We start from the raw sequence: 23,453 nt of genomic DNA on the forward strand, positions 1-23,453 counted from the left end.
TTACGATTAAATTCCAGCATTAACAACAATTAACTCACTATTTATTTACGAGCCACACCAAAACTATATTGGCGTTACAGCAAGTGAAGGTAGCCAACACTGCTGCAACGCCAAGGCCAAGGCCGAAGGTGATTAGGTGCGCAGGCCGCGACCACGCTCAATCAGATACCAAGCCCAAGCATAAAATATCGCAATAAACACCACCAGCACACCAATGGTAAACACCAGCGGCACATCGGTAATGCCGAGGAATCCATAACGAAAACCACTGATCATATATACGATAGGGTTAAGCTTCGATACCGCTAGCCAGAAAGGCGGCAAGAGGGATAGCGAGTAAAATACCCCCCCTAGGTAGGTCAATGGCGTCAACACAAAAGTGGGCACCAAACTGATATCGTCAAATGTTTTGGCAAATACCGCATTCAACAATCCACCGAGAGAAAAGACTATCGCCGTCAGCATTAATGTCAGCGCAATCATTGACCAGGAGTGGACATGCAGTGGCACAAAGAACAGTGAGATTATCGTGACCAGAATACCGACACAGATCCCACGTGCCACCCCGCCACCGACATAACCGATAATCACGATATGGGTTGGCACTGGCGCCACCAGCAGCTCTTCAATGCTACGCTGAAATTTTGCGCCAAAAAAGGAGGCCGCCACGTTGGCATAGGAGTTCGTGATCACCGCCATCATGATCAAGCCGGGCACGATAAACTGCATATAATCAAAACCGCCCATATCACCAATTCGGGAACCAATCAGATTGCCGAAAATAACGAAATAGAGCGACATGGTAATCACCGGTGGCACCAATGTTTGGATCCAGATACGGGCAAAACGCGTGATCTCTTTGATCCAAATACTCTGTAATGCTACCCAATACAGGCGGGTCATGCTTTCTCTCCCCCGTTGCCATTAACCAAGGTGACAAATAGCTCTTCCAGACGGTTAGCCTTGTTGCGCATACTTTGTACCTGAATTCCCTGTGCGTTTAGTTGGCTGAATAGACCATTCAGCCCCTGCTCACGTTTAACATCGACTTCCAGCGTTGAGGTATCCGTCAGACGATAGCTATAGCCTTCCAGCTTAGGAAGTGGGCTCTTAATCGCCAGATCAAAAATAAAGGTTTCGGATTCAAGTTTACCAAGCAACTGTTTCATCGTGGTATTTTCCACCAGCTCACCATTCTGGATAATGCCGATATTGCGGCATAGCATCTCAGCTTCTTCCAGATAGTGGGTGGTCAGAATGATGGTTGTCCCCTGTGCATTCAGCTCTTTCAGGAAGCCCCACATAGAGCGGCGTAGCTCAATATCCACCCCTGCGGTAGGTTCATCAAGGATCAGCAATTTAGGTTCGTGCATCAAGGCGCGAGCAATCATCAAACGGCGCTTCATCCCGCCCGACAGACGAATAGCACGCTCATTACGTTTGCCCCAAAGATCCAACTGGCTAAGATATTTTTCAGCACGTTGCAGGGCTTCGCGCCGTGTCACACCGTAATATCCCGCTTGGGTTACCACAATCTGCAATACCGTTTCAAAGGGATTGAAGTTAAATTCCTGCGGCACTAACCCGAGCTGACGTTTGGCATTCACGATATCTTGATCGATGTCGTAGCCAAAGACCGTCACCTTGCCCGATGTTTTGTTCACCAATGAACTGATAATGCCGATGGTGGTGGATTTACCTGCACCATTAGGCCCAAGAAGAGCATAAAAATCGCCTGCCTCTACGCGCAGATCAATGCCACGCAGTGCCTGAACGCCACCTGCATAGGTTTTGGTCAGTTGCGTTATTTCCAGTGCATATGTCATAAGTAAAAAAGAACCTTATTCAATGGGTATCTCGGCGTCGCAGCACATAATGGCTTGCTTAACCCACCTTCGTCGAGGCGGATCACAGCTGGCAGAGGGGAACCAAACAGACACCGAGAAGATGTTACGCAGATAAAATTGCGCAATCACAGGAACCACAGTTCCGATTTCAAAATCCTAATCCTTGCCGTATATTATCCTATCGCAATCCGTTCATTACAGGCTATTTACATTCATGAAAGAAATAGAAAAGCTCATCGCGAATAATCGGACATGGTCAAACACCATCAGTAAAGACAATCCTGATTTTTTTGAGCACCTGGCGCAAGCCCAGAAACCCCGTTTCCTGTGGATTGGCTGTTCCGATAGTCGCGTCCCAGCCGAGCAGCTTACCGGCTTGAAATCCGGCGAATTATTTGTTCACCGTAACGTTGCCAATCTGGTTATCCATACCGATTTGAACTGTCTGTCCGTGGTTCAATACGCCATCGATGTTCTGCAAGTAGAACATATCATTATTTGTGGTCACCTTGGCTGTGGTGGTGTTGAAGCCGCCATCAAAGGCGAGGAGATGGGGCTGATTGACAACTGGTTACTGCACATCCGCGACCTTTGGTATAAGCACAGCTCGCTGCTAGGTGAACTGCCGCAAGAGGAGCGCAGCAATGTGTTGTGCCAAATCAATGTGGTAGAGCAGGTGTACAACCTGGGTCATTCTACCATTGTTCGCTCGGCGTGGAAGCGCGGGCAGAAAGCCATGATCCACGGCTGGGTATATGGTATTGAAGATGGCTTGCTACGTGATTTAGAAGTGTCCGCCACCAGTCTGGGCAGCCTTGAAATGGTGTACCGTAAAGCCATGGCCGAGTTGTTACAGCAAAATAACAAAGAAGACTAATTAGTCTATGGGAGGGTACGTTTATACGCGCCCTCTCCCATCAATAAATTCCGCTAGATTTGTTGCCTAAATTCGCAGTAGCCGATTACTCGTCCAACATCACCACTTTACCCACATACGGCAAATGTCGGTATCTTTGCGCATAATCGATACCATAACCCACCACAAACTCATCGGGGATGGCGAAACCAACCCACTCAACCGGAACTTGTACTTCGCGGCGCTCTGGTTTGTCCAACAAGGTGCAGATAGCCAATGATTTCGGGCCGCGCAGTTGCAGAATCTCACGGACTTTACTCAACGTGTTACCGGAGTCGATGATATCTTCAACAATCAGCACATCTTTGCCACGGATATCTTCATCCAGATCTTTCAGGATTTTCACATCGCGGGTGGTGCTCATGCCGTTGCCATAGCTTGAGGCCGTCATAAAATCGACTTCATGAGAAACATCTATGGCACGACATAAATCAGCCATAAACATAAATGAACCACGGAGTAACCCAACCAACACCATTTCACTGCCGCTATCGCGATAGTGTTCAGAGATTTGGCGGCCTAACTCGGCAATTCGGGTTTTTACTTCCTGTTCGGAAATCATGACTTCTACGGTGTGTTTCATAGGTATTAACGTCGCTTTTTTACGTTGGATGCCGGAAGAAAGCCGCTGAGTTTACCATAGCCCGTGTCAGGTTGCGACGGGCTGACCCACCGACAAACGGAGCATCCCCGGCAACCTTACCGGGGATTAACTCAAGCACTGACAGTAAAGCCCATCATCATGCCGGTGTCCTCATGTTCCAGCAGGTGGCAATGCGCCATATAAGGCATACTGGCTGGTGCCAGATGATTAAAGCGCACTAAAATTTCACTGCGCGCCCCTTCCACCCTCACAGTATCTTTCCAGCCACGGCGATGCTCTGCTGGCGGCTTACCATTTTCTGTCAAAATACGGAACTGCGTGCCATGGACATGGAATGGATGCAGCATCATGTCGCCTTCACCGGAAATCGTCCACTTCTCGTATTTGCTCTGTTTGGCATCAAACGCCGCTTCACTCATTGAGAATGTTTTGCCGTTAATCATATTGGCATGACTGAAATCAAAGGCGGGGGCGGCTTTCATCGCGCCATGATCCATGCCTTTCATATTCCCGTGATCCATACCCGCCATGTTGCCATTATCCATCATAGTGCCGTGATCCATGCTCATACCAGCCATCGCCTGCATACCATAGCGGCTCATCAGCGCCTGCATACCCAGCATATCCAGTTTAGGGTCCATCATCAGTTGGAACCAACGCTCCTGCAAACCGCTAACATCGGCGAGCGCAGGCACCACCACCAGCGAATCCGGCAGCACCTTGCTCCCTGCCGTCAGTGAAGGCTGAATACGTAATACCGGCAGCGGCTTATCAAAGGGCGCTAACGTCATGCCCATCTGTTTCACCGGTAGGGTGACCAGATCAAAGGCCTTGCCATCCGAGGTATCCACCAACACTTCGAAACGCTCCCCCATAAGAATTGGCAACTCTTTTACCGCCACCGGCTCCGCCAGTAGCCCGCCATCACTGCCAATGACATACATGGGGCGGCCATCACTCAGTGCCAGATTTAGTGAGCGGGCGTTGCAACCATTGAGTAGCCTTAATCGCACCCAACCGCGCGGGGTAATTTGTTGCGGATAATGTGCGCCATTGGTGAACATGCGGTCACCAAACCAGCCAACAGCGGCGGTCATGACATCCAGCTGATAGTCAATCTGGCCATCTTTTCCCAGTAATTTATCCTGCAAAATCACCGGAATATCATCAACACCCCACTGTTTCGGCAGTGGCAGTTTTTCACTATCACTATCATCAATCAGTACCAAACCGCCTAACCCCATCGCCACCTGATGGCCGGTTTTACCATGGGTATGAGGGTGGAACCAGCAGGTAGCCGCCGGTTGTTCGACGGTAAATGTGATCTGACGTTTTGCACCGGGCTGAATCAGCGCCTGCGGGCCACCATCCATTTCGCCGGGGATCTCCAGACCGTGCCAATGCACCGTCGTCGCCTCCGGTAGGGAGTTGGTGACATTGATGGTGACCGGCTTGCCCCGTGATAAACGAATGGCTGGCCCCAGTAAATTGCCATTGTAGCCCCAAGTTTGGGTAGCAGCAGATGGCAGCCAAGCCATAGTGCCGGTCTGAATATTCAGATTAATGTTGCCAGTGGCGTCCGGCTGGAGCAGTGGCGGGATAGGCAGTGGTGAAAAATCTGCGGCCCAGGCCGCGCGGCTCCATAAAGGCAGTGAAGTGGCGGCTCCAAGAGCTGCCGTTAATTTGATAAAATCACGGCGATGCATGGTCGTCTCCATTCGTGATAGCCGATAAATACTGATGAAAAGTCAGCAGTTATCGCGGGTGAGTGCCTAAGTGGCAAAAAAACAGCATTATGCGCGAGCATAAACCCTCCCCTAACAGGAAGGTCAAGGTGCAATCAATCACTCTGTGAATCATCCCCAATGTAATATTGTTTACATTGTGGCATCACAGTGTGATAACGTCTGTTAACAATGAACAAGCCTGTTTCCGCTATGAAAAGAACAACGTTAGTTATGCTGCTGCTTACTCTGTGCGGATTCTCATCTGCCAGCTCTGCATTAAGTGAATCTGAAGCAGAAGATCTCGCGGATCTGACTGCGGTATTCGTCTATCTAAAAAATGATTGTGGGTACAACGATTTACCCAATAATGAAATCAAGCGGGCAATCGTCTATTTTGCCCAACAAAATCGCTGGGACCTGCGTAACTACAATAGTTTTAATATGAAAGCGTTAGGTGAAGATAGCTATCGAGACCTACGTGGTATTGCCATCCCCATTCCAACCAAATGTAAGTCTCTGGCCCGTGACTCTTTAAGTTTATTGGCCTACGCTAACTAGCGATCCCACCTTTATCCTTTCAGTCTGGAATTCCGCCGTGCAACCTCAGGCAGAGTTGGCTATGATGTTGCCCCCCATTTTTCATGGCTGTTACTGCGAAGGAGAAGCCCCGAACATGTCACAGAAAGAACTATGGTATGAAACATTACATGCCAACTTCGGCCAGTACTTTTCAGTAGAGAATGTCCTGTACCGCGAAAAAACCGAGCATCAGGATCTGGTGATTTTTGAGAACCCCGTGCTGGGTCGGGTCATGGCCTTAGATGGCGTGGTGCAAACCACCGAGCGTGATGAATTTATCTATCACGAAATGATGACTCACGTCCCTATACTGGCCCACGGTCAGGCGAAGAGCGTGCTGATCATCGGTGGTGGTGACGGTGCAATGCTGCGTGAAGTCAGCCGCCATAAAAATATCGACCAAATTACCATGGTCGAAATTGACGCGGGTGTGGTGGCGTTCTGCCGCCAATATCTACCGAATCACAGTGCTGGTGCCTATGATGATCCCCGCTTCACATTGGTGATTGATGATGGTGTTAACTTCGTCAATCAAACCACGGAAAAATTTGATGTCATCATCTCTGACTGCACCGACCCCATCGGCCCAGGAGAAAGCCTGTTCACCTCTGCTTTCTACCAAGGGTGCGCCGGTAGCCTGAACGACGGTGGTATTTTTGTCGCGCAAAACGGCGTTTGCTTCCTGCAACAAGATGAAGCGGTCGACAGCCACAATAAGCTTAGCCACTATTTTAGCGATGTCAGTTTTTATCAGGCCGCCATTCCAACCTATTACGGTGGCATTATGACGTTCGCTTGGGCGACTCAAAATCCCTCGCTGCGTCAGTTAGATCAGGCCACACTGCAACAACGTTTTGCCGATGCGGGCCTAACTTGCCGTTACTATAACCCAGCCATTCATGTCGGCAGCTTCGCACTGCCACAATATCTGTTGAATGCCTTAACGGCCCGTGTTGATAATCCATAAGGAGCGGAACCAAATTGTCCAAGCTTAAACTACATGGCTTCAACAACCTGACGAAAAGCCTGAGTTTTTGTATTTACGATATTTGTTATGCCAAAACCGCAGACGACCGCGACGGCTATATCGCCTACATTGACGAACAGTACAACGCCAACCGCCTGACCGAGATCTTGAGTGAAACCTGCTCAATCATTGGTGCCAATATATTGAATATTGCGCGTCAGGATTACGATCCGCAGGGTGCCAGTGTCACCATTTTAGTCAGCGAAGAGCCGGTCGATCCTCGTGATGTCGATACCTCAGAGCACCCCGGCCCGCTGCCAAATGCGGTGGTTGCGCATTTGGACAAGAGCCATATCTGCGTCCATACCTACCCAGAAAGTCACCCTGAAGCGGGGCTATGCACTTTCCGTGCCGATATCGAAGTCTCGACCTGCGGGGTAATTTCACCGCTAAAAGCCCTGAATTACCTGATCCATCAGTTGGAGTCCGACATCGTCACCATGGATTATCGGGTGCGCGGATTTACCCGTGATATCAACGGGGTTAAACACTTTATTGATCATAAAATTAACTCGATTCAGAACTTTATGTCAGATGATATGAAGTCGCTTTATCACATGATGGATGTGAATGTTTATCAGGAAAATATCTTCCATACCAAGATGATGCTGAAAGATTTCGATTTGAAGCATTACCTGTTTAATGCCAAGCCAGAAGAGCTGAGTGCGGAAGAGCGAGAACGTATTACCCGCCTGTTATACAAAGAAATGCAGGAAATCTACTATGGCCGCAACATGCCAGAAGTGTAATAAGTTGCGGGTAATATCAGACTTTAAAATCCGGTTCTTAGCCGCATTGCCGATCAGTTAACTGATCGGCAAGATTACGTGATCGTTAGTTGGCCTGATGCTCGGATTTAACCTGCCACTGCTGCGAGAATATGATGATATCAGTGCGATAACATCACCGGATAAGAGTTCTGTTCTCTAGCAAGAAGTACACATAATAAAAATCCCAGCACGCTGGCTGGGATCTATATTAGCGCAACCAAAATGGTGGATCATCAGGACCAAGAGCATCATATTTATCTAATGACCGATGTTGATCATCTAAATATAAGGGCATGTCTGTAATCACTACTTTTAATGGCTCATATTGATAGCCAGGATAGGATTTAAATTCTTCGAACATAACTTCTGCAGACTCAATACATTCGAAGAATGCACTAAAGTAATGTGAAAAAACATCAGCAAGTGTCAACAGTTCAGGATTTAGCTTACTGCTTTCATTATCCACTTGATTAATCTTACCCCCTTCAACAAATGAGCTTGGCAGTTCTGCGAATAGCTGCCTTACTTGCATCATCTGATCCTTGGCAGCCAATACTTCTCCCTTCCTTAGATAACGCTTGTAAAATCTATCGGTTAAAAGGTGCCAGTTTTGTTTTGGATATTTCCACTCAGTAAAAAATTTCAAACACTCAAAAAACAATGCAACATCATTAACTGTACCTAGCTCGACTGTAAGAGCTCCTCCGCTAAATCCTATGTGTCTCATTCTGCCTTAAACCTTACCGATGAAATGGATATTGCACCGTTTGATTTTTCAACGATACCTCGTCTGATTTCAGCTTGTTGTTTAGCGGTCACAACTTGTCCCCTAACATCAATAACAACTTCTTGTCTCATCCCTGAGGGAAGGTTCTTTTTCCTTTCAATTGCTTGCGTAACAACATTATTAATCAAACCATTTTTGTTTGTGGCAATGTTATAATTTTTCACTTCGATACTGCAAACATTGCCATAGCACCAATCTGGACGAACACTGCCTTTAGTGCCATAAGGAACTTCCTGACCATCTTTGAAAGAGACTTGCTCACGCCATCCATCCCCCAAATCTTTCCCTATATCAACTTCTGACTGCCTGTGGTCAGGCCGCCATACTGGGATAACTTCATCGATTTCAGCTAGTGATTTTCCTGGCCCCGCAAACTTCTCTATCTGCCTGCTGGCAACGCGTACACCGCTTTTCGCTAACCCGCCAATACCCACAGCGTAGCCGCCAAACTCAAACAGCAGTTTACCCGCTTCAACACCCGAGGCATAGGCGCCACGGGTTCCGGCCCGCTGATAATTCGCCATTATTGCCGATTAAATTAGCGCCCTCAGCATGCAACTGAGACCCCACACTGGTTAGTAATGCCGTGGCCAGATTATCTTTAAAGCTGCCACCATTAATGGCGGTGTTCAGGCTGGAACTGATAATCGACTGACCGGCCACCCGCTGGGCGACCTTGCTCCAGTCACCCTGGCTCAGACGCGGTAATTTGGCGGCATTGACACCGTCGGCAGCTTTTTCCCACCCCATCAGCCCATCAAATCCACTCAGCGCCCCGCCAATCGCCATTGAGGTGACCAGTGATTTAACTGATGACTGACTCCCCAACTCTTTGAACTTATTGGATAAATCCCCCTAATGCGCTACCAGCAATGAATCCGATGGGTAAACTGAAATGTTGGGATTTGACTGTTGATAATGCCAAGCTTCAAAATCCCGGTTTTTAGCCGGGATGTTTGATTAAGAGAGTTGAGCAAGTAACGTATTGACTTTATTTATATCTTCCGGATGGAGTTGAAGATACTTTTCACAGGCTAATCTGACATATTCGAAACAGACGTCTTCACTTACAATAACTGTATCGTCTTCTTCCGGTGGATAGCCATAAGCAAACTCAACACCATCAAAGTGTTCTTCCTCATAATAGCTATCCATATTGGGGAAATTACAGTAGGCACCATCACAGCTAAAGCCAACTCTCTTCACCATGCTACTTACTGCATCCAAAAAAGTATCATCATTATACATCCTGTCAAAATAACCTTTTATAACCCAATATGGTTCTGATTCGTTATATGGTTGCCCAAAGAGTTCTTTCATTAACGCCTCCATTTTATTTGGGATGAAAATTTCGAACAGTACCCGTTTCTCGATCTATATATATTCTAAAAGTAACGCCGCCAGCAGTACTGTCATACTGCCTTAACCCTTTAGATATAGCATCTTTATATCCATGGCTTGATGCTTGTTGACCAAGCTCTAGTATTTTTTGATCAGAGAAAATTTTTGGGTCATAAATTGTCTTAGGGTATTCAGTCGATTTATATCCAATTATATTTCCAGCCCGATCATATGCAGGTATTTGGTATTTAACTTGAGTAATACCATTGATCCCACTTGGTGTACTACTCACAATTTTCACATCATTTTGGATTACCGCAGAATAAAACTCATCTGCATTATGAGCCCCTTTAATGCCTGTTTTTTGTGTAAACCCGTCAAACTTAGCTAGATGAACCTTCTGATTGATATTAAAGCTAATTCCTGTCGGATAAGTTGAAACTACTTGCCCAGCCTTACCCCTAACTGTTCCCGCCAAAGATATCGACAACCCAAGGGCTTCTATTGTCCCTTTAGACCAGCCTGTGATATTACTGGCATTTTCAACCCACTGATTTTTGGCGAAAAGCTGACTATCAGAAAGCTTATCTGTCTCAGTGTAGGTAAATAATTGTATCTGTTCAACACCAGTAAAAGCAGGGTAATGGCCAAAACGTTGTTTTTCTTTTTGTATCCAATAGCGGGTTAAAATACCCTCTTCTTCTGCCGTATCAGGATACCTCGCCATTAACGTCTCAGCCCGTGCTCGCTCAGCAGAATTTAATGACTCTTGTGCAGTACAATTGACTTGTCTACAGGATGCAGCCAGAAAGCGCTCTTGTTTAACATGGTTACCTTGCGCCAGCTCGTTAACAGCCTTGACTTCCGCCAGATGTAATTGGCGGTTAAACCGCTCGACCAATTCGGCAGCATTCGCACCACTGTAGGCTCCCTCTGCTCTTCCGGTGACTAACGCCCCGGCAACAGCGCCCGCGATACGGCTGAGTTGCGCTTGCCGCTCCTGCCACTCCTGTGGGCCGATGATATCAGTGCGATAACATCACCGGATAAGAGTTCTGTTCTCTAGCAAGAAGTACACATAATAAAAATCCCAGCACGCTGGCTGGGATCTATATTAGCGCAACCAAAATGGTGGATCATCAGGACCAAGAGCATCATATTGCTCAAGAGGACGGTTTTTGTCTTCTATAAACCAAGGCAATTCAGTAATCACTATTTTTACTGGTTGATAAATTTTGAATATATCCAAAAATGATTCAGCAGACTCTTTAGCCTCATAAAAATGATGAAAATAGTCTACAAATACAAGATTTAATGTGGGTTGATTAATATCTAGTTTAGTTAATTCAAAATCGACTCCCATCATTATCCAGTTAGCTGTATTACTTGGAATTTTACAAAATAAAGACTCAACAGTAGACATAAGATCCATGGCGGGAATAAGCTCGCTTTCTCTCAGATAACGACGATAAAGACGGTCTGTTAATAAGCTAAAATCATAATCAGTTTGAATATTCTTTCCGTAGAGAGCTATGCACTGAAAAAAAACAATCATATCAGCAGCAGGACCATGCTCATAAACTGTATGTCCACCATGAAAGCCTACATTCTTCATTTCGTTTTAAACCCTATATCTGTTGGACTGATGATCTTATTAGATTTCTGGACAATACCTTGAATGATCATGTTTTTTTGATTTTCCGTTACATTTTGTCCGCGAATATCAATAACAACTTCTTGTCTCATCCCTATGGGAAGGTTCTTTTTCCTTTCAATTGCTTGCGTAACAACATTATTAATCAAACCATTTTTGTTTGTGGCAATGTTATAATTTTTCACTTCGATACTGCAAACATTGCCATAGCACCAATCTGGACGAACACTGCCTTTAGTGCCATAAGCAACTTCCTGACCATCTTTGAAAGAGACTTGCTCACGCCATCCATCCCCCAAATCTTTCCCTATATCAACTTCTGACTGCCTGTGGTCAGGGCGCCATACTGGGGTAACTTCATCGATTTCAGCTAGTGATTTTCCTGGCCCCGCAAACTTCTCTATCTGCCCGCTGGCAAAGCGCACGCCCCCTTTAGCTAACCCGCCAATACCCACAGCGTAGCCGCCAAACTCAAACAGCAGTTTACCCGCTTCAACACCCGAGGCATAGGCGCCACGGGTTCCGGCTCGCTGATAATTCGCCTCCATGCTATTAATCCGCGCCAGCCACTCTTGCTTGACACTCTGCGCCACCGTGCCAATAACATCATCGCTGCTAATCAGCGCTCTCAGTGCTGCTATAGCTTGCCGTGGCTCTTTTAGCACCCCGAGTAATTCAACACTGCTGTCGTATAGCCCTTCTGGAACACTGGCGACAATCCCGGCGGCAAAAGCGCCATCCTGGGTCGCGCTGGTCAACCCCCAGTCAATAAAGACTCTCCCCTTATCTGCCAGTGTTGCCGCAGCCGCCATTTCGGCTTCCATCAGTTTTTGTTGATGGTGGCTAAGGTAGTTGTAGCGGAAGGTGGTTTCGGCGGCATTGGCACCACTGTACGCGCCTTCTGCTTTGCCGGTAAAGACCGCCCCAACCACGCCACCGAAGAAGCGGGTTAACTGGGCCTGACGCTCGGATTTAGCCTGCCACTGCTGCGGGCCGATGATATTCTCGCCCATCACCACTCCGGCCAGCTCCGCGGCCAGTGCGCCTGCCGCGGCACCTTTCGCATTACCACCACCGATTTCAGCGGCGATCCCGGCCATAATGGCATGGCTGATCGCTTTGCCGGGTGCGCCCAAAACTGCGCCGTTATTACCAATCAAATTGGCCCCTTCGGCATGTAACTGCCCGCCGAGATTGGCGAGGAGCGCGAGGGTCAGATTATCTTTAAAACTACCCCCGTTGATGCCGGTATTGAGGCTGGAACTGAGCAGAGATTGACCTGCGACTCGCTGGGCAACTTTGCTCCAGTCGCCGTCACTCAAGCGCGGTAATTTGGCAGCACTCGCCCCCTCGGCGGCAGCCTCCCAGCCCATCAGCACATCAAATCCACTCAATGCGCCCCCAATTGCCATTGAGGTGACCAATGATTTTACTGAGGATTTGCTGCCCAGATCTTTGAAGGTTTTCGAGATATCCCCTTGATTATCCACCAGAGAGACCGCCGCCTGCGATGCCAGTGCGGAGATCCCCCCAGTCACTGCGCCGCCCGCGACACCGCCGCCCACCGCACTATTGGCGGTGGCGACCAGCCCCGACCCAGCAGTGGCGACAGCCACGCCAATGCCTATTACTGCAGCCACCACCGGGTTCAGGCGCTCGCTTTGGTGATCCCAACTGTGATAGGCATCCATCACTTTTTGCCACTGCACATCATCCCGCAGATGCAGGTCTTTTAACCATTCATTACCGGGGATCACTGCCAGTGCGTTAATCGCCGCCTGAATAGATTGGCTATTTTTTGCCTTCACATCGGCACTGATACCCTGCGCGGCATTGACCGTTAATTCACCGCCGGTATGAATCGTCGGCAACACCCACTTGCCCTGCTGATAGCCGCTATCGGTCTGCTAATTATTAGCTAAATCTAATGCAATGAGTAGGTCTAACTTAGCTGACTTACTTTTTATCAATTTTGAGTAATATGAAACTGGAATTTCTTCAATATCACTTATCTTTGAATCAAATTTTGATATTTCAAACTCTATAACAATACATCCATTAACAAGGATACGGTAAATATCTTCCCCCTGCTCTGGCGTATACGCTAATAGATATGCAGATTTAACTGGAGAAAATTTTTTATTAAGGAAGTTAACTATAATCTTATTTTTCTTTATAAATATTTCGGATTGCTGTAACTCCTCTCTCCGAAAAAACTCGGTTCTTGACCCGATAAGTCTCATTGAATTCTCCCTGGCGTAGCTGTGATTAAATTACCATGCTTATCAGTTAAGACAGTCATAATTGAGGTTGATGCCCCCCCACTAAATTTATCAAAACCAATTGGCTTACCTACATCAATAACTCTTTCATATCTAGGACTATCATTGCTTGAAATCGTACGGATAATTGGTGTTTGAACACTATTTTTATCTTGCAAGATAGTCCTTAGTTCTTGTTGGCTTATACTAAATTGGCTGGCATTTGTTTTACCTGAAAAATGACGTTCAACAACATGCTCCCAACCAGCGCGCTTGTCTCCCTTCATAAGATTAATACGCGACTGAGTAATACCATAAGTATTTGGGGCAACTTTTGTTATCCCCCTCTTTTGTCCCCTAACTGTTCCCGCCAAAGATATCGACAACCCAAGGGCTTCTATTGTCCCTTTAGACCAGCCTGTGATATTACTGGCATTTTCAACCCACTGATTTTTGGCGAAAAGCTGACTATCAGAAAGCTTATCTGTCTCAGTGTAGGTAAATAATTGTATCTGTTCAACACCAGTAAAAGCAGGGTAATGGCCAAAACGTTGTTTTTCTTTTTGTATCCAATAGCGGGTTAAAATACCCTCTTCTTCTGCCGTATCAGGATACCTCGCCATTAACGTCTCAGCCCGTGCTCGCTCAGCAGAATTTAATGACTCTTGTGCAGTACAATTGACTTGTCTACAGGATGCAGCCAGAAAGCGCTCTTGTTTAACATGGTTACCTTGCGCCAGCTCGTTAACAGCCTTGACTTCCGCCAGATGTAATTGGCGGTTAAACCGCTCGACCAATTCGGCAGCATTCGCACCACTGTAGGCTCCCTCTGCTCTTCCGGTGACTAACGCCCCGGCAACAGCGCCCGCGATACGGCTGAGTTGCGCTTGCCGCTCCTGCCACTCCTGTGGGCCGATGATATTATCACCCATCACCACTCCGGCCAGCTCAGCTGCCAGTGCGCCTGCCGCGGCACCTTTGGCACTGCCGCCGCCGATTTCAGCGGCGATCCCGGCCATAATGGCATGGCTGATCGCTTTGCCGGGTGCGCCCAAAACTGCGCCGTTATTACCAATCAAATTGGCCCCTTCGGCATGTAACTGCCCGCCGAGATTGGCGAGGAGCGCGAGGGTCAGATTATCTTTAAAACTACCCCCGTTGATGCCGGTATTGAGGCTGGAACTGAGCAGAGATTGACCTGCGACTCGCTGGGCAACTTTGCTCCAGTCGCCGTCACTCAAGCGCGGTAATTTGGCAGCACTCGCCCCCTCGGCGGCAGCCTCCCAGCCCATCAGCACATCAAATCCACTCAATGCGCCCCCAATTGCCATTGAGGTGACCAATGATTTTACTGAGGATTTGCTGCCCAGATCTTTGAAGGTTTTCGAGATATCCCCTTGATTATCCACCAGAGAGACCGCCGCCTGCGATGCCAGTGCGGAGATCCCCCCAGTCACTGCGCCGCCCGCGACACCGCCGCCCACCGCACTATTGGCGGTGGCGACCAGCCCCGACCCAGCAGTGGCGACAGCCACGCCAATGCCTATTACTGCAGCCACCACCGGGTTCAGGCGCTCGCTTTGGTGATCCCAACTGTGATAGGCATCCATCACTTTTTGCCACTGCACATCATCCCGCAGATGCAGGTCTTTTAACCATTCATTACCGGGGATCACTGCCAGTGCGTTAATCGCCGCCTGAATAGATTGGCTATTTTTTGCCTTCACATCGGCACTGATACCCTGCGCGGCATTGACCGTTAATTCACCGCCGGTATGAATCGTCGGCAACACCCACTTGCCCTGCTGATAGCCGCTATCGGTCTGCTTGATGTAAAAACCCTTTGCCAGCGTGGTTTTTTGTTCAAACGCGCTATCTTTAACCGCCTCGAAAATCACTTTGCCGTGGGTGCTGGTGAGTTTGGCATTCTGCCCCGCCGCGATTTTACTGGCCTGATAGGTGCTGTCATCGCGGCTTAACAGACTGATATCACCGCCAGCAGTGAATTCTGTGACTTTATTGATGCTGGAGTGGCTGACATTATGGTGCGACTTTTTCCGCCCATACCATCTGCGGGTGGTCCAGCGCTCTTCGGCATGGCTGGTCTCTTCCATTGCCTGAGCAAATAAGTAGCCCCCTTCAGCGGCGATATCCATCAGGCTTTTAGCGGCCAGTTGGGTGGCCTGAAACAGAATACTGCCGTTTGAAATCAGTGTCAGCACACCGCCGCTGTTCAGTTGCGTCGGTTGCTGGAGCTTTCGATAGCTGAAATTATCGCCGCCGCCATGATGCTCTTCGTTGAGCAGTGACTCAAAGCGCATATTGCCGCCCGACGTGAGGGTCATGTCACCGCCAGAAAAGAGTTCTGCGCCGTAGCCAAGGAGCTGGCTATTGGCTGCTGCGCTAAGGTTTTCCCCCGCCTGTACGCGGGTGACCATCTGGCGATCCTGACGTGGCGTCACCGCCGGATAAGGTAAGGCGGGCAGTTGGATATTCTGACCTGCCAGCAAGGTGATATTCTTATCCGCCGTGATAGTGCTGGCTTGAGCCAAAATATCGCGGCCAGCATTGATTAAGATATTGCCGTTGGCATTAATCTGAGCATTCAGTTCAGGTATATGTGAAACGGAGAAAGCCAAGGAAATATCATCATGTGGGTAGAATATACTATCTATTGTCTTGTGTTTCTCTGATAGTAATGTAGCCATCCACGGGATATTGCGTGGTGACAGATTAATGTCGCGGGCAGCATGAAGATTAACATCTTGCCCCGCATCCAGAGTGACGCCTCGCAGCGACAGGTTATTGCCGGCATTAAAAGTCATATTTCCGTGACTTTTTAACTGGCCGGGCAAAGAGAATAATTTATTAAACAGCTCTATATTTTCTGCTCGGGTAAAAATCTTACTTAAAAGAGCTAATGTTATCAGGCTATCAGTGTGAACTATATTGACATCCTGATTGGCCAACAGGCTAATATTACGGGCGGGATGCAGTAAGGTATCCGTTAGATTAATATTTTTACCGGCAATCGCGGTAAAATCACCGCGGGCATTAATCTGGCTAATGACCCGCTGGTAATCAGGTTGAAAATAGTGCGGGATATCATCTATCGGCTTGAACTCAATATGACCTTGTCGACTAGATACCAAAATATCTCGCCCGGCAACCTCACTGTTTATCACATTAATATCATTAAGTGCGGTAAGAGAGATATCTCTACCTCGCAGCGTGCTGCTATTTAAATCAATCGTATCCTCAGCAATAAAGGTGAGATCACCCCGTGCATGTATCAGGTCATTACTGATGATGCGATTACCATGTAGCAGGATATTATTACCGTGCAAGATAGGTTGTGTCTGTTGTTTTAACCAAAAGCTGATATCAGAGTCTTCTTCGTTTTTCGGCCAACCCGCATCTAAATGGATCTGGTTATTAAAATCCAGCACGACATTCCCCTGAGCAGTGATAGCTGCAGGATATTTCTCAGCTTCAGTCCATACGGTATACCATTCATGCTCCATGGCCCTATCTCGATTATGCATGCCTCCTTGCACCTCATAATCAATAAACTCATCCTTTATCCAACTGCTGTGGCTGCTATTTAAGAAGTTATCTCCAGTAAGGAAGATATCTTTGTCTGCACCGATATTGCTTACTTTATTGGCTAACTGGCTGGCATTAATATACAGGTTCCCTCCTGAATAGAGGGTGGCAGCGGGTGCCTCGGCAGTGACTTGATACAGGCTTTTCTCGGTATTAACTTTATATAAGCTCCATTGTGCTAATTTATGAATAACTCTAAAGTCTGTCGTGCCAAACCATTTTCTCGGGAAGTCATAGGGGAGTTGATCTTCAGACAAGTTGACTGTTTTTATGACTGGGTGATAACGATAATCCTCATTGTCATAAACGTTAGCACTGGTCGAATCGGGCGTTAATCCCTCCCAATCTGCATTAAAGATCTGGCGAGTATTCTCCAGTTTATCCGTGCGAATAATTAAATCACCAGTACCGGTTTTGATGCTGCCGGACTTATTTTCAACTAGTGCATTTTTATTCCCTTCAGCATCTTTTTGTATCCACATCTGGTTATTAGCATACAGTTTCGCCGATGATCCGGTATTACGCACCTGATCACTGAACAACCGCATATCACGATCGGCTTTCACCTGACCAAAATTATTAAGTTCAGCATTCGCTAAGGTAATATCGCGCCCACTGTGTAATGTACTGCCCACTGTGACAGTGGTATTTTGGCCGATAACATTGAGATCTTTTTTGGCCGTGACATTGCCGAAAGTAATATTACCGGCTGCATCAAGTGAAATATTCCCCTGATGGCTGGTGATATTTTTAGCATTGAGATCAGCCCCTTTTTCCGTCGCAACCAACCGGATACGGTTGGCGTACATGCCGCCAAGCTCTTTGGTATCCAGCGCCAGTACCGGTGCCGCTTCGCCTGGTTGCGCGGACTGAATATGACCATTTTGGTAGTCAACCTGATTAACACCCAAAATTATATCAAGGTGACTGGCGTGGGCTTCACCTTCAAGGGTTAGGGTACGGCTAATAAATTGGGTATAATCATAGGATTGACCATTGAATCCTTTCTCACCCACGGTAATAGCGCCGCCCGCAACATTCAGCCGTTCCAGTTCACCCTGCGAGTTAAAAATAGGAGTCCCGGTGGTTAAAGTAACGCCGCTGGCATTAATAAAACTGCAGCCATCACAGGTCAAACCATTGGGATTGGCAATGAGCAGATCAGCTTTCTGACCAAAGATCTCCAGCTTGCCGGCCAGAGTTGATGGATCGTTGCTGACGACCTCATTGATAATTAATTTCGCACTGTTGCCATTAAATTTGTGATTGGCCGCCAACTTACCTGCCAACACTGATTGACCTGCCTCGGTGGCGTTATTCAATACCCCACCATAGGCGTTAATACTGAAGTCGCGATAGCGGTTATGGGAGATCCCATTTGCATTAGGCGCATTAATATTAACTATCTGTGCCCTGTTGTAAACATCAGCCAATAGCTTATCCAGTGAGGTGCTACCACCGCTTAATATAATGTGGCGGGCATTAATAAAACTGCAGCCATCACAGGTCAAACCATTAGGATTGGCAATGAGCAGATCAGCTTTTTGACCAAAGATCTCCAGCTTGCCGGCCAGATTTGAGGGCTTGCTGCTGACGACCTCATTGATAATTAATTTCGCACTGTTGCCATTAAATTTGGGATTAGCGGCTAACTCCCCGGCTAGCACTGATTGCCCCGCCTCGGTGGCGTTATTCAATACCCCACCAGAGGCGTTAATACTAAAGTCGTCATAGAGGTTATGGGAGATCCCATTCGCATTGGGCGCATGGATATTCACCACTGGTGGGATCTCTTGTTGCTGAGCAGCAATGGCCGGGTGAAGCGGCTCTAGTGCGGTAAGATAAATCAGTAGCCAGCTGGCTATACGTCTAGATCGACAAGCAAATTCTTCCATAAAATTACCTTCCTGGTGTGGTACAGGGTTAGCAGCAAACTTGCTATCTGACAGTTAAACGACAAGTTAGCCAGAGAACATCTCACTTATTAACCTACGCAATTTAGGGGGAAAATCTTATGGTGGTTTGGCTGATTTTCTGTTTCAACTGCTTATTATTTCGACTAATTATCATTAGCATCCCACCAAAAAATATTGGTCACTCGCTAGAGTGAGCAGAGCAAAAGGGATAACTTGCTAATAATTGATCTCTGGCTATTCCCATCATCCTGATTGACGATGTATAAGAAGATCCTATTTTTCGTCTGACGTTGCACAAGGAAGCTGCCCCGCCCATGAACCGCCTCCCTACCCTGTATGGCATTATTGCGATTTTACTTTGGAGCATGAGTGTCGCTTTGACGCGCGGGCTAGCTGAAACACTGGGGCCATTTGGCGCCGGTGCCGCCATTTACACTGTCAGTGGGGTTTTGGTGTGGTTGGTGGCGGGTAAGCCGACTTTGCGCGGGCAACATCCCGCGTATCTGTATGGCTGTGGTGCGCTGTTTGTGATCTATATGGTGGCGTTCGCGCTGGCGATTGGCATGGCCAATGATCGTCAGCAGACACTGGAGATTGGCCTGATCAACTATTTGTGGCCCAGTTTGACGCTACTGTTGGCGGTGCCGCTACTCAAACTTCGCGCGCGTTGGTGGCTCTGGCTGGGGGCCGCCCTGGCGCTATTCGGCGTTATCTGGGTGGTCAGTGGTGGAGATGGGCTGGATATTAAAACCGTTAGCGCCAATGTCAGTAGTAACCCACTGGCCTATAGTCTGGCGCTGATCGCCGCATTTACCTGGGCGGCTTACTCCAATTTGGTGCGGCTGTATAGCCGAGGGCCGGGGGCGCTGCCGCTGTTTTTACTCGCCTGCGCGCTCTGTTTGTGGTTGATGTTCTTTATGCTGACACCCGGCAAGTTGCATTTTACTCAGCGTGCCACTTTTGAGCTGCTGCTGATGGGGGCAAACACTGCGCTGGCCTATGTGTGCTGGGATATCGCCATGAAGAGAGGCAACGCCACACTGGTCGCTGCCCTCTCTTACTTCACACCACTATTATCGATACTGATTGCCAGCTTGTGGCTCAATACCCTGCCGTCGGCCGCATTCTGGCCGGGGGTTGCCATGGTGGTAGTCGGTTCGCTGCTATGCTGGTCTGCCAGCCGCACGGCTATTTCGACATGATGAAGTCGCGATAACCCTTCAAGACCAGGAGAAAATCCTCTAAGCCGCACAGGCAAAGACTCTCCTCATCGTAGTAATTCATCCCCTCCTCCATCTCATCGCCGTCGAGATCCAGCTGATTGGCCCGCACCATCACCTCTTCGCCATCCAGCCACAAGGTGTATTCATGACCAGTCAGTTGCCACTGGCGTTCACTGCCTTTCACTTCAATGGCAGCAGCTTCGATTTGATCCAGTTTTGCCAAATCGCCTTTGATCTCTTCATTGAGCCAGTGGCCAATCACTTCATGCCCCATGGAGAATCTAACCAGCACTTGCCCGGTTAAATCACGCAAGAATTCATAGTCCATAGCACGCCCTCCTGATGTTAATACCCCCAAAATTATTGAGACGCCAGCACCGCCATGGCCTCAAGTAAGAAGGGCATATTATTAGTTTAAACCTTATTAGCAGCCTCACTTGGCGCAAGTTCGCAAAGCCGGTAAATAGCGGCAGAATTTCAATCGAACGTGGTTTTTAAAATAGAAACGGGAGGCCAATGGCCCCCCGTTTGTTTAGCTGGTGCGAAATATAGCGGCTTACACCGCGGTTTGGAAGATCACGCCGTCAGCTTTTTCCGTGTATTGGCTCAACTGATCAAAGTTCAGATAGCGATAGGTATCCTCAGCGGTCTTATCAACCTGAGCCATATACGTTTGATATTCATCCGGTGTCGGCAGACGCCCAAGCAGCGAGGCTATCGCGGCCAGTTCAGCCGAGGCCAGGTAAACATTCGCCCCGGTTCCCAAGCGGTTCGGGAAGTTACGAGTTGAGGTAGAAACCACAGTCGCGCCGTCAGCTACCCGCGCCTGGTTGCCCATGCACAGTGAACAGCCGGGGATCTCAATGCGCGCCCCACTGTTACCAAAGATGCTGTAGTAGCCCTCTTCCGTCAGTTGCGCGGCATCCATTTTAGTCGGCGGTGCAACCCATAAGCGGGTTGGCAGTTGACCTTTATGTTGCCCCAGCAACTTGCCCGCAGCACGGAAGTGACCAATGTTGGTCATGCAAGAGCCGATAAAGACTTCATCGATTTTGCTGTTGGCCACATCAGATAACAGGCGGGCATCATCGGGATCGTTTGGCGCACACAGAATCGGTTGGGTGATATCAGCCAGATCGATCTCGATCACTGCGGCGTACTCTGCATCGGCATCACCTTCCAGCAGATTCGGGTTCGCCAACCAACTCTCCATGCCATTGATGCGGCGCTCCAGCGTGCGGCGGTCGCCGTAGCCTTCAGCAATCATCCACTTCAGCAGCACCACGTTGGATTGCAGATATTCTGTAATCGGCGCTTTATCCAGCTTGATAGTACAACCCGCCGCAGAGCGTTCCGCAGAGGCGTCAGCCAGTTCGAATGCTTGCTCTACTTTCAGCTCTGGCAGACCTTCGATCTCCAGAATTCGGCCAGAGAAGATATTCTTCTTGCCCTGCTTCTCAACCGTCAGCAGCCCTTCCTGAATGGCGTAGTAAGGGATAGCATGGACCAGATCACGCAAAGTGATACCCGGTTGCATTTGGCCTTTAAAGCGCACCAGCACCGACTCAGGCATGTCTAGAGGCATCACGCCTGTTGCGGCCGCAAATGCCACCAGACCAGAACCCGCAGGGAAGGAGATACCAATCGGGAAACGAGTATGGGAGTCACCGCCAGTACCAACAGTATCCGGCAACAGCATACGGTTCAGCCATGAGTGGATAATGCCATCACCCGGGCGCAGCGAGACACCGCCACGGTTCATAATGAAGTCAGGCAGTGTGTGGTGGGTGGTCACGTCAACCGGCTTAGGATAAGCCGCCGTATGACAGAATGACTGCATCACCAAATCAGCCGAGAAGCCCAGACACGCCAAGTCTTTCAGCTCGTCACGGGTCATCGGGCCGGTGGTATCTTGTGAACCGACCGAGGTCATTTTAGGTTCGCAGTATTCACCCGGGCGCACGCCAGTCACGCCGCAAGCGCGACCGACCATTTTCTGCGCCAATGAGAAGCCTTTGTTGCTTTTGGCAACCGGCTTCGCCACACGGAACACTTCGCTCACGGGCAGACCCAGTGATTCGCGGGCTTTGGTGGTCAAGCCACGACCAACGATCAGCGGAATACGCCCACCGGCACGGACTTCATCCAGCAGCACATCAGTTTTCAGCTCAAAAGTGGCTAAGATCTCACCGGTATCATGGCGACGAACTTCGCCCAGATATGGGAAGATATCAATCACGTCGCCCATGTTCAGATTGGCAACATCCACTTCGATTGGCAGTGCGCCGGCATCTTCCATGGTATTAAAGAAGATAGGGGCAATTTTGCTGCCCAGTACCACACCACCGCCGCGCTTATTCGGCACGTAAGGGATGTCGTCACCCATAAACCACAGCACGGAGTTAGTGGCGGATTTACGGGAAGAACCAGTACCGACCACATCACCGACGTAAGCCAGTGGGAAGCCTATTTTGTTCAGCTCTTCGATCTGCTTGATCGGGCCAACGCTACCCGGTTTATCTGGATGAATGCCTTCGCGGGCATTTTTCAGCATCGCCAGCGCATGTAGCGGAATATCCGGGCGTGACCAGGCATCAGGGGCCGGAGATAAGTCATCAGTGTTGGTCTCACCGGTCACTTTAAACACGGTAACAGTGATTTTCTCTGCCAGTGCAGGGCGAGAGAGATACCATTCGGCATCAGCCCAGGATTGCATCACTTTCTTGGCGTGCGGATTGCCAGCTTTGGCTTTCTCTTCCACGTCGTAGAAGTTATCAAACATCAGCAAGGTGTGAGATAGCGCTTTACCGGCAATGGGAGCCAGCTTTTCATTATCTAACGCATCAATCAGTGGGTGAATATTATAACCGCCTTGCATGGTGCCAAGCAGTTCAATCGCTTTTTCAGCATTAATCAGGGGGGAGTGGGCATCGCCTTTGGCGATGGCAGCCAGAAAGCCCGCTTTAACGTAGGCTGCTTCATCAACACCGGGTGGTACGCGGTTAATCAGCAGGTCTAGCAGGAACTCTTCTTCGCCCGCAGGCGGATTTTTTAATGATTCAACCAGCGCGGCCATTTGTGATGCATCTAATGGCTTGGGGACGATACCCTCAGCAGCACGCTCGGCTACGTGCTTACGGTATTCTTCTAGCACGACTCTCTCCTCGCTCTTATTGTCATTTATTTTGCCAGGCT

Annotated in this window: 18 protein-coding genes and 2 pseudogenes; 5 read left to right on the top strand and 15 right to left on the bottom strand. The window is 48.6% G+C overall.

Annotated features, from left to right (window positions below; genetic code table 11):
* Positions 1-132 precede the first annotated feature (132 nt).
* Both FFE93_RS17410 and FFE93_RS17415 read right to left on the bottom strand, forming a co-directional pair.
* On the bottom strand, positions 133-903 hold the full coding sequence (locus FFE93_RS17410) for an ABC transporter permease (protein ID WP_032898323.1): 771 nt from the start codon (positions 901-903) through the stop codon (positions 133-135).
* A complete protein-coding gene (locus FFE93_RS17415) occupies positions 900-1,826 on the bottom strand; it encodes an ABC transporter ATP-binding protein (protein ID WP_005276542.1) in 927 nt (308 codons plus the stop codon). Before FFE93_RS17415 ends, FFE93_RS17410 begins: the two co-directional genes overlap by 4 nt.
* A 235-nt stretch (positions 1,827-2,061) precedes the next feature.
* On the opposite strand from FFE93_RS17415, the gene can reads away from it, so the two are divergent.
* A complete protein-coding gene (can, locus tag FFE93_RS17420) occupies positions 2,062-2,724 on the top strand; it encodes a carbonate dehydratase (RefSeq protein WP_004875073.1) in 663 nt (220 codons plus the stop codon).
* 85 nt (positions 2,725-2,809) lie between these two features.
* Here the strand turns inward: can and hpt are convergent, their stop codons facing one another.
* Both hpt and cueO read right to left on the bottom strand, forming a co-directional pair.
* On the bottom strand, positions 2,810-3,346 hold the full coding sequence (gene hpt / locus FFE93_RS17425) for a hypoxanthine phosphoribosyltransferase (protein ID WP_049599727.1): 537 nt from the start codon (positions 3,344-3,346) through the stop codon (positions 2,810-2,812).
* A gap of 131 nt (positions 3,347-3,477) precedes the next feature.
* Positions 3,478-5,073, bottom strand: coding sequence for a multicopper oxidase CueO (gene cueO, locus FFE93_RS17430; protein ID WP_138775670.1), 1,596 nt, complete (start codon positions 5,071-5,073; stop codon positions 3,478-3,480).
* A gap of 231 nt (positions 5,074-5,304) precedes the next feature.
* Here cueO and FFE93_RS17435 point away from each other — a divergent pair, with 231 nt between their 5' ends.
* From FFE93_RS17435 to speD, 3 genes are all read left to right on the top strand, one after another.
* Positions 5,305-5,652, top strand: coding sequence for a YacC family pilotin-like protein (locus tag FFE93_RS17435; RefSeq protein WP_049599731.1), 348 nt, complete (start codon positions 5,305-5,307; stop codon positions 5,650-5,652).
* Positions 5,653-5,767: 115 nt separating this feature from the next.
* Complete coding sequence (gene speE / locus FFE93_RS17440) at positions 5,768-6,640, top strand: polyamine aminopropyltransferase (RefSeq protein WP_049599732.1); 873 nt, start codon at positions 5,768-5,770, stop codon at positions 6,638-6,640.
* Between the two features lie 14 nt (positions 6,641-6,654).
* A complete protein-coding gene (gene speD / locus FFE93_RS17445) occupies positions 6,655-7,449 on the top strand; it encodes an adenosylmethionine decarboxylase (protein ID WP_005276549.1) in 795 nt (264 codons plus the stop codon).
* A gap of 229 nt (positions 7,450-7,678) precedes the next feature.
* Here the strand turns inward: speD and FFE93_RS17450 are convergent, their stop codons facing one another.
* The 9 genes and pseudogenes from FFE93_RS17450 to FFE93_RS17495 all read right to left on the bottom strand — a co-directional run bounded on the left by FFE93_RS17450 (position 7,679) and on the right by FFE93_RS17495 (position 19,014).
* Entirely contained in the window at positions 7,679-8,197 is a 519-nt protein-coding gene (locus tag FFE93_RS17450; RefSeq protein ID WP_072083714.1) for a hypothetical protein, read from the bottom strand.
* On the bottom strand, positions 8,194-8,781 hold the full coding sequence (locus tag FFE93_RS17455; protein WP_261369022.1) for a hypothetical protein: 588 nt from the start codon (positions 8,779-8,781) through the stop codon (positions 8,194-8,196). The genes FFE93_RS17450 and FFE93_RS17455 overlap by 4 nt, the downstream gene beginning before the upstream one ends.
* Positions 8,771-9,112 (bottom strand): annotated as a pseudogene (locus FFE93_RS17465) (DUF637 domain-containing protein); the annotation flags it as partial. The gene FFE93_RS17455 and the pseudogene FFE93_RS17465, both read right to left, overlap by 11 nt.
* Positions 9,113-9,217: 105 nt before the next feature.
* Positions 9,218-9,577: a ribonuclease toxin immunity protein CdiI gene (gene cdiI / locus FFE93_RS17470; protein WP_138775672.1), complete on the bottom strand. Its 360-nt coding sequence runs from the start codon at positions 9,575-9,577 to the stop codon at positions 9,218-9,220.
* Positions 9,578-9,590: 13 nt separating this feature from the next.
* A complete protein-coding gene (locus FFE93_RS17475) occupies positions 9,591-10,499 on the bottom strand; it encodes a CdiA family toxin C-terminal domain-containing protein (protein WP_276530253.1) in 909 nt (302 codons plus the stop codon).
* 213 nt (positions 10,500-10,712) lie between these two features.
* On the bottom strand, positions 10,713-11,213 hold the full coding sequence (locus FFE93_RS17480; protein WP_054872215.1) for a hypothetical protein: 501 nt from the start codon (positions 11,211-11,213) through the stop codon (positions 10,713-10,715).
* An 863-nt stretch (positions 11,214-12,076) separates the two neighbouring features.
* Positions 12,077-13,159 (bottom strand): annotated as a pseudogene (locus tag FFE93_RS17485) (DUF637 domain-containing protein); the annotation flags it as partial.
* Positions 13,160-13,495, bottom strand: a complete 336-nt coding sequence (locus tag FFE93_RS17490; protein ID WP_138775675.1) for a hypothetical protein — start codon at positions 13,493-13,495, stop codon at positions 13,160-13,162.
* Positions 13,492-19,014 carry a DUF637 domain-containing protein gene (locus FFE93_RS17495; RefSeq protein ID WP_261369024.1) on the bottom strand — a complete coding sequence of 1,841 codons (5,523 nt, stop codon included), beginning with the start codon at positions 19,012-19,014 and terminating at the stop codon, positions 13,492-13,494. The genes FFE93_RS17490 and FFE93_RS17495 overlap by 4 nt, the downstream gene beginning before the upstream one ends.
* A 335-nt stretch (positions 19,015-19,349) precedes the next feature.
* On the opposite strand from FFE93_RS17495, the gene yddG reads away from it, so the two are divergent.
* Positions 19,350-20,237, top strand: coding sequence for an aromatic amino acid DMT transporter YddG (gene yddG, locus FFE93_RS17500; RefSeq protein WP_005276557.1), 888 nt, complete (start codon positions 19,350-19,352; stop codon positions 20,235-20,237).
* Here the strand turns inward: yddG and yacL are convergent.
* Positions 20,224-20,586, bottom strand: coding sequence for a protein YacL (yacL, locus tag FFE93_RS17505; protein WP_032898332.1), 363 nt, complete (start codon positions 20,584-20,586; stop codon positions 20,224-20,226). The two genes, yddG and yacL, sit on opposite strands and share 14 nt — an antisense overlap.
* Before the next feature lie 228 nt (positions 20,587-20,814).
* Positions 20,815-23,412 carry a bifunctional aconitate hydratase 2/2-methylisocitrate dehydratase gene (acnB, locus tag FFE93_RS17510; protein WP_049599737.1) on the bottom strand — a complete coding sequence of 866 codons (2,598 nt, stop codon included), beginning with the start codon at positions 23,410-23,412 and terminating at the stop codon, positions 20,815-20,817.
* Positions 23,413-23,453: the final 41 nt, after the last annotated feature.

This window comes from Yersinia sp. KBS0713, assembly GCF_005937895.2.
Taxonomy (GTDB): Bacteria; Pseudomonadota; Gammaproteobacteria; order Enterobacterales; family Enterobacteriaceae; genus Yersinia; species Yersinia bercovieri.

Excerpts from the sequence above, each read along its gene's own strand:
- FFE93_RS17410 (WP_032898323.1), bottom strand. The coding sequence starts at position 903 with ATGACCCGCCTGTATTGGGTAGCATTACAGAGTATTTGGATCAAAGAG.
- FFE93_RS17415 (WP_005276542.1), bottom strand. The coding sequence starts at position 1,826 with ATGACATATGCACTGGAAATAACGCAACTGACCAAAACCTATGCAGGT.
- can (WP_004875073.1), top strand. The coding sequence starts at position 2,062 with ATGAAAGAAATAGAAAAGCTCATCGCGAATAATCGGACATGGTCAAAC.
- hpt (WP_049599727.1), bottom strand. The coding sequence starts at position 3,346 with ATGAAACACACCGTAGAAGTCATGATTTCCGAACAGGAAGTAAAAACC.
- cueO (WP_138775670.1), bottom strand. The coding sequence starts at position 5,073 with ATGCATCGCCGTGATTTTATCAAATTAACGGCAGCTCTTGGAGCCGCC.
- FFE93_RS17435 (WP_049599731.1), top strand. The coding sequence starts at position 5,305 with ATGAAAAGAACAACGTTAGTTATGCTGCTGCTTACTCTGTGCGGATTC.
- speE (WP_049599732.1), top strand. The coding sequence starts at position 5,768 with ATGTCACAGAAAGAACTATGGTATGAAACATTACATGCCAACTTCGGC.
- FFE93_RS17450 (WP_072083714.1), bottom strand. The coding sequence starts at position 8,197 with ATGAGACACATAGGATTTAGCGGAGGAGCTCTTACAGTCGAGCTAGGT.
- FFE93_RS17455 (WP_261369022.1), bottom strand. The coding sequence starts at position 8,781 with ATGGCGAATTATCAGCGGGCCGGAACCCGTGGCGCCTATGCCTCGGGT.
- cdiI (WP_138775672.1), bottom strand. The coding sequence starts at position 9,577 with ATGAAAGAACTCTTTGGGCAACCATATAACGAATCAGAACCATATTGG.
- FFE93_RS17480 (WP_054872215.1), bottom strand. The coding sequence starts at position 11,213 with ATGAAGAATGTAGGCTTTCATGGTGGACATACAGTTTATGAGCATGGT.
- FFE93_RS17490 (WP_138775675.1), bottom strand. The coding sequence starts at position 13,495 with ATGAGACTTATCGGGTCAAGAACCGAGTTTTTTCGGAGAGAGGAGTTA.
- FFE93_RS17495 (WP_261369024.1), bottom strand. The coding sequence starts at position 19,014 with ATGGAAGAATTTGCTTGTCGATCTAGACGTATAGCCAGCTGGCTACTG.
- yddG (WP_005276557.1), top strand. The coding sequence starts at position 19,350 with ATGAACCGCCTCCCTACCCTGTATGGCATTATTGCGATTTTACTTTGG.
- yacL (WP_032898332.1), bottom strand. The coding sequence starts at position 20,586 with ATGGACTATGAATTCTTGCGTGATTTAACCGGGCAAGTGCTGGTTAGA.